5 protein-coding genes and 1 pseudogene are annotated in these 5,123 nt (G+C 66.0%); all 6 read left to right on the top strand.

Features of this window, described 5'->3' with window-relative positions:
* The first annotated feature begins 218 nt into the window (after positions 1-218).
* Positions 219-491, top strand: a complete 273-nt coding sequence (locus ACZ5CR_RS43405) for a hypothetical protein (protein WP_468868692.1) — start codon at positions 219-221, stop codon at positions 489-491.
* Positions 492-618: 127 nt separating this feature from the next.
* Positions 619-1,005 carry an ATP-dependent DNA ligase gene (locus ACZ5CR_RS43400; protein ID WP_468868690.1) on the top strand — a complete coding sequence of 129 codons (387 nt, stop codon included), beginning with the start codon at positions 619-621 and terminating at the stop codon, positions 1,003-1,005.
* 741 nt (positions 1,006-1,746) lie between these two features.
* Complete coding sequence (locus ACZ5CR_RS43395; RefSeq protein ID WP_468868688.1) at positions 1,747-2,133, top strand: hypothetical protein; 387 nt, start codon at positions 1,747-1,749, stop codon at positions 2,131-2,133.
* Positions 2,134-2,320: 187 nt separating this feature from the next.
* A complete protein-coding gene (gene speB, locus ACZ5CR_RS43390; RefSeq protein ID WP_468868686.1) occupies positions 2,321-3,349 on the top strand; it encodes an agmatinase in 1,029 nt (342 codons plus the stop codon).
* On the top strand, positions 3,346-4,647 hold the full coding sequence (locus ACZ5CR_RS43385) for an aminotransferase class I/II-fold pyridoxal phosphate-dependent enzyme (protein ID WP_468868683.1): 1,302 nt from the start codon (positions 3,346-3,348) through the stop codon (positions 4,645-4,647). Before speB ends, ACZ5CR_RS43385 begins: the two co-directional genes overlap by 4 nt.
* A 223-nt stretch (positions 4,648-4,870) precedes the next feature.
* Positions 4,871-5,123: pseudogene (locus tag ACZ5CR_RS43380) on the top strand (IS256 family transposase); the annotation flags it as partial.

Genomic DNA, 5,123 nt, shown 5'->3' with positions numbered 1-5,123 from the left:
TGGCAACGCAAGATACCGATGATCGGGATGTCCGTGCGCGAGCGGCGAGCACTCTGCGGTCCTTGGCCGCAGAACTCCATACGATCGCCGATGCCTTGGCGGACGAAAGCACGCCCATGCCCGTCGGAGCTGAGACCGAGTCACCGCGTGCTCGGGTGTCACCACCACGGCGAAAGAAGCCGCCAGCCCCCGCCCAGGAGCCGGTATCCCTCGGCGAGGTGCTGGGAGGTCAGGAGACGGCCTACCTGCCCATCGACCGGATTCTTCGCAGGCAGCGAGTGGTCGAACTGCCCACGGACCCGATCTTCCCCCTGGTTCAGGTGGCTCCGCTCTCCGAGGGGGGTTACCGACAGGTCTTCGTCGACGGCCAGGCCGTGGGCAGAGCGCGCGACTTGGACGAGGTCTTCACCCTGATGAGGCAGGAGAACGTCAAACACGACGAAATCGAGTGGTACGGCCAGGGCCCTCTCCACTGGTGCGCCACCCCCTGAAGGCCTGCGCCTGACTCTCTTAGCCCGGTGCCTGTCGCAGTGCGCGCAGCAACTTGCCGAGGCGGCGAAGCGGTCGACTGGAGCAGCCCACCGCGCGAGCCTGGGCGACCGGCCGGACGCTGGTCATGTGGACTACCCCGTCGCTGTCGCCCTCGCCGCGCCCGTGACCAAGCTGCCCGTCGGAAACTACTGGTACGAGCCGAAGTTCGACGGGCACCGCCTGGTCATGTGGAGAACCGAGGACACCACGCGATGCCACACTCGATCCGGGCGAACGGTCACAAGCGCCTGGATGGACCTTGCCGTCGCCGGACAAGCGAATCTTCCTCCAGGCACCGTGCTCGACGGCGAGGCCGTCATCTGGATCGACGGTCGGCTCAGCTTCTCCGCAGCACAGTCCCGCGCGAACTCCACGCCAACGCGGGCCGCAGCTCTCGCGAAGAAGCATCCCGCGCACTACGCGGTCTGGGAAGCTTCTTCGCGCTCCCGATGTCTCATGAGACAACCGATGTGAGACAAGAAGTGCGGGGTGCCCCATGGAGGAACTGCATTTGCGTGGCCACCGCACGGGCTACGCCGTCGGGTCGTACGGCGTGATGCGGGCGCTGGACAGTGCAGAGCAGGTGTTCAGACGCTATGACTCAGCGGTCAACGAATTCTGTTCGCCGCGAAGCGACCGTGGCGGGAACGTGTGGATCGTCAGACCTGACCGTATAGACGGATCGGAATCTGGCCAAGTTCTGAATTCGTTGGTGCCGTTCTACACCCACTCTGTTGGGCAGAGTGCGGCTGGTGGGGCGAAGGAGTACGATGCGCCGCCTTCGATGCCGGAGAAGAACTTGGACGATGACTCGGCAGCTTGGCCCGATCTGACGGGAATCCGCCTCCATTTCCGGGGAACAGGGGGGAATTAAGATCTCCGTTTCGCGTACGGTCCATATCGCCCCATGGAACCGAAAGTGAGCGAGCACGGCGTGCGCCCTGAAGATCTCATCACATCCTGCAGCGTCGACCCCTCTTTGCACGTGGCAGAGAACCCATTACTCCGTCTTGCCCGGGACGGACGGTCGGACTCTGGCATGATCCGTCGCTTCGTGTTCGCGGAGTTCCAGTCGCTGGAATTCGAACGGGCCACATTCCCTTTTCTCCTCACGCGGTTTCCCCGGGGCGCCCCTGGCGGGTTCTTCGAGGCGGCCGTGAACGAGATGGCGGGGTTCGCGTTCATTTGCTGCAACAGGTGTGTCCGCCTCTGGGCATGGATGAGAAGACCTTGACCGCAGCCGGACTGGTGCCGCAGGTCAAAGCATTGGCCGAGTTCCAGGCTTGGGTGGCGTTGCACGCCGGAGCCGCAGAAGCGGCTCTGTCAATGTGGGCCGACGGGGTGCTGTGGAGGGCTGCCTCCGCCGCCTGGGCCGAGACACTCCGCCACAACGCCGCCGCGCCGGCTCCCGTCATCGATCACCTGGATGCCGCCTCGGGCTACGCCGAGCAAACCGACGCAGAAAGCGTCACTCCTGTGATCGCCTTCGGGCTCGCCCATGGCGAAGCCGCCTCCGACATCCCCCGCAGTGCCAACTGCGTGGACTCGGTGATGCGCACATGGTGGTCGTACGTCGCCGGCGGCGCTCAGTCCGCCGACTAAGGCCGGCAGGCCGCCACCTCTCTTCACGGCGCGCTGCGCAATCCACGTAACGGCCACGCGCCCTGCGTTGGGGCCCTGCGCGGCCCCGCCATCAGAGCATGCCGTGCGGCGTCCATCCGCAGGTCCCCCGCCCCAGGTCGACGACCTTCCGGGCCCGATCACGCGTGCGATCAGCAAGGAGTTGTCGATGCCCAGCCCTCTGCGGAGCATGTACGGACCGTCCTTTACTTTTCTCGGCATACCCGCGGTCGATCTGAGCACCTTGCAGCACGGCGCGGTGGACATCGTGGTCCTTGGGGCGCCCTTCGACGCGGGCACCTCTCACCGGCCCGGAGCACGCTTTGGCCCCAGCGCCATCCGCGCCGCCGACTGCGCACCCTGGGACGGGGCCCGTCCTCATCTGGCACTGCGCGTCGACCCGCTGCAGGATCTCCGCGTCGTGGATGCCGGAGACATCGAAATGCCACCCGGCGACACAGCGTTAAGCATGGCCAGGCTCCAGGACGCGGTGAACACGGTTCTGACAGCAGGCGCCATCCCCGTCGTTCTGGGAGGCGACCACACCGTCTCCCTGGGGGCCATGCGCGCAATCAGCGGCCATCGTGCTCCCGACCACACCGCCCTTCTACACTTCGACGCGCATGCCGATACCGACGACACGCAGTTCGGCCTCCGCGAGGCCCACGGCACCCAGATGCGGCGTCTCGTCGACGAAGGCACCGTCCGTGGCCCCGAACTCATCCAGATCGGCCTGCGCGGCTACTGGCCCGCGCCGCCCACCCTCGACTGGATGGCCGCCAACGGGCTGCGCGCCTATGAGATGAGCGAGATCGGATCCCGCGGTCTGAGGGCCGTCCTCGCCGAAGCGACAGACACTGCCACCGCGAGCGCCACCGGCGTGTATCTCTCCGTCGACATCGACGTAACCGATCCCTCGGCCGCCCCCGGCACCGGAACCCCCGAGCCCGGAGGGCTGACAGCACGACAACTTCTCGACTCGGTACGCACCATCGCACAGCGCATTCCCCTGGTAGGAGTCGAGATCGTCGAGGTGAGCCCAGCCTACGACCATGCCGAGATCACCGCCTACCTCGCCAATCGCGTGATCCTCGAAGCCCTCTCCGGTATCGCCTGGCGCCTCAATCAGATCAGCACAGGAACCGCCTGGCAGCCCGAACTGCCGCTGCTCGACAACCGCCCCTGGAGGCAGGAATGACCCAGCCCAAGTACAACGACAACCCCGCGATGGGGCGCCTCATCGCCGGCACCGACGCAGGCCCCGGCGACCTCGGCAGCACCGGCGACCGAACCCGCATGTACGACGCGACCATCGAAGAGATCGACGGGCGCAACATCCGCATCGGCAGCCACTGGCTGGCCGACTACGCGTCCTGCAACTATCTGGGATTCGATCTCAACGAAGACATCATCGCCGCGTCCCAGCAGGCCATGGAGCGTTGGGGAACCCACCCCAGCTGGTCGCGCCTCCTGGGCAACCCTGCCCTCTACACCGAGATCGAAGAACGTCTCACCGACCTCCTGGGCGCACCCGACTCCCTGGTCCTGCCGACCATCACCCATATCCACAACGCCGTGCTGCCGTTACTCGCCGAGGGCGGGAGCATCCTGCTGGAGCGACGCGCCCACAAAACCCTCTACGACGCAGCCGTCGCCGCCCGCAACGAAGGCGTGCACTTCGCCCGGTTCCGTGAAGACGACCTCGACACCCTCGATGAACAACTGCAGGCAGCTCGTGCTGCCACCGGGCCCCAGGCACCGCTGCTGGTGTGTCTCGACGGCGTGAACAGCATGACGGGCAACCTGCCACCCCTGCAGAGCCTCATCCATGCCTGTGAGCGCCACGGCGCCATCCTTTACGTCGATGACGCCCACGGCTTCGGCGTCATCGGCCAGAACCCCACCCCCGAGATGCCCTACGGCCACCGCGGGAACAGCATCGTGCGCCACCTCGCCCAGGACTACGACAACCTCATCCTCGTCGGCGGTTTCTCCAAGGCATACTCCGCCCTCCTCGCCTTCATCGCGCTGCCCACGGCACTCAAAGAGAAGCTCAAGTACAGCGCAGCGCCCTACCTCTACTCCGGGCCATCGCCCACCGCGTCCCTGGGCGGAGTCCTGGCGGGATTCGATGTGAACGACCAGCACGGCCACACCATCCGCGCGGATCTCTACGCCAAGACCCAGCAAGTCCTCGCCCACCTGCAGGCCCTGGGGGTGCAGACCCCGAACACCTCGGGCACGCCCGTCATCGAGATCCCCGTATCCGCCCCCGAGCGGCTCCCCGACGCCGCACAACTGCTGTGGGACAACGGAATCTACGTGACCCTCGCCGCCTACCCCCTGGTCCCCAAGAGCGAATCGGGGTTTCGCGTCCAGATGACCGCTGCCAACACACCAGAGCAGATCACCCGCCTCTGCAGCACTCTCACCCTCCTGGCAGAGCAGGAAATCCTCTCGTCAGACACGCTTTACACCCGGGCACGACAGAGCTGAGACCGTCAGCCTCCGAGGCATCAACTGTGCTCACTGGTGTGAGCGTTCGGGGCTTCGGAGGCGGCCTGGACAGCGTTCAGCTGCCGACCTACCGCCGAGCCGCCGTCCTATGAGGAAGACCTGACCGGGCGAGATCCGAACTGGCAGATCTGTCCCACCCCGAGGTGGAGCAGGAGGGACTGTAAAACGTTCGGTGTAACTCCCGATCATGGAAGATGCATCGATGACCAGTGAGAACGTGTCCGAGTCCGAGGCTGTCGAGCCCACGAAGGCTGTGTCGGCGAAGGCCGTGGACGACCAGTTGATTGACGAGCTGGTGGGCCGGGCCCAGGCCGAGGGCCTGCAACTGACCGGGGAGGGCGGGCTGCTGCAGCAGCTGACCAAGCGGCTGCTGGAGTCCGCCCTGGAGGGCGAGATCACCGACCATCTCGGCTATGACAGGCACGATCCGGTCGGCAAGGACGGCGGCAACTCCC

This window comes from Streptomyces sp. NPDC031274 (assembly GCF_055570235.1).
This window is presented reverse-complemented; position numbering and strand designations above follow the sequence as displayed.

What these genes read in the sequence shown, in the direction of transcription:
- ACZ5CR_RS43385 (WP_468868683.1), top strand. Translation starts at nt 3,346, where the DNA reads ATGACCCAGCCCAAGTACAACGACAACCCCGCGATGGGGCGCCTCATC.
- ACZ5CR_RS43395 (WP_468868688.1), top strand. Translation starts at nt 1,747, where the DNA reads ATGGATGAGAAGACCTTGACCGCAGCCGGACTGGTGCCGCAGGTCAAA.
- speB (WP_468868686.1), top strand. Translation starts at nt 2,321, where the DNA reads ATGCCCAGCCCTCTGCGGAGCATGTACGGACCGTCCTTTACTTTTCTC.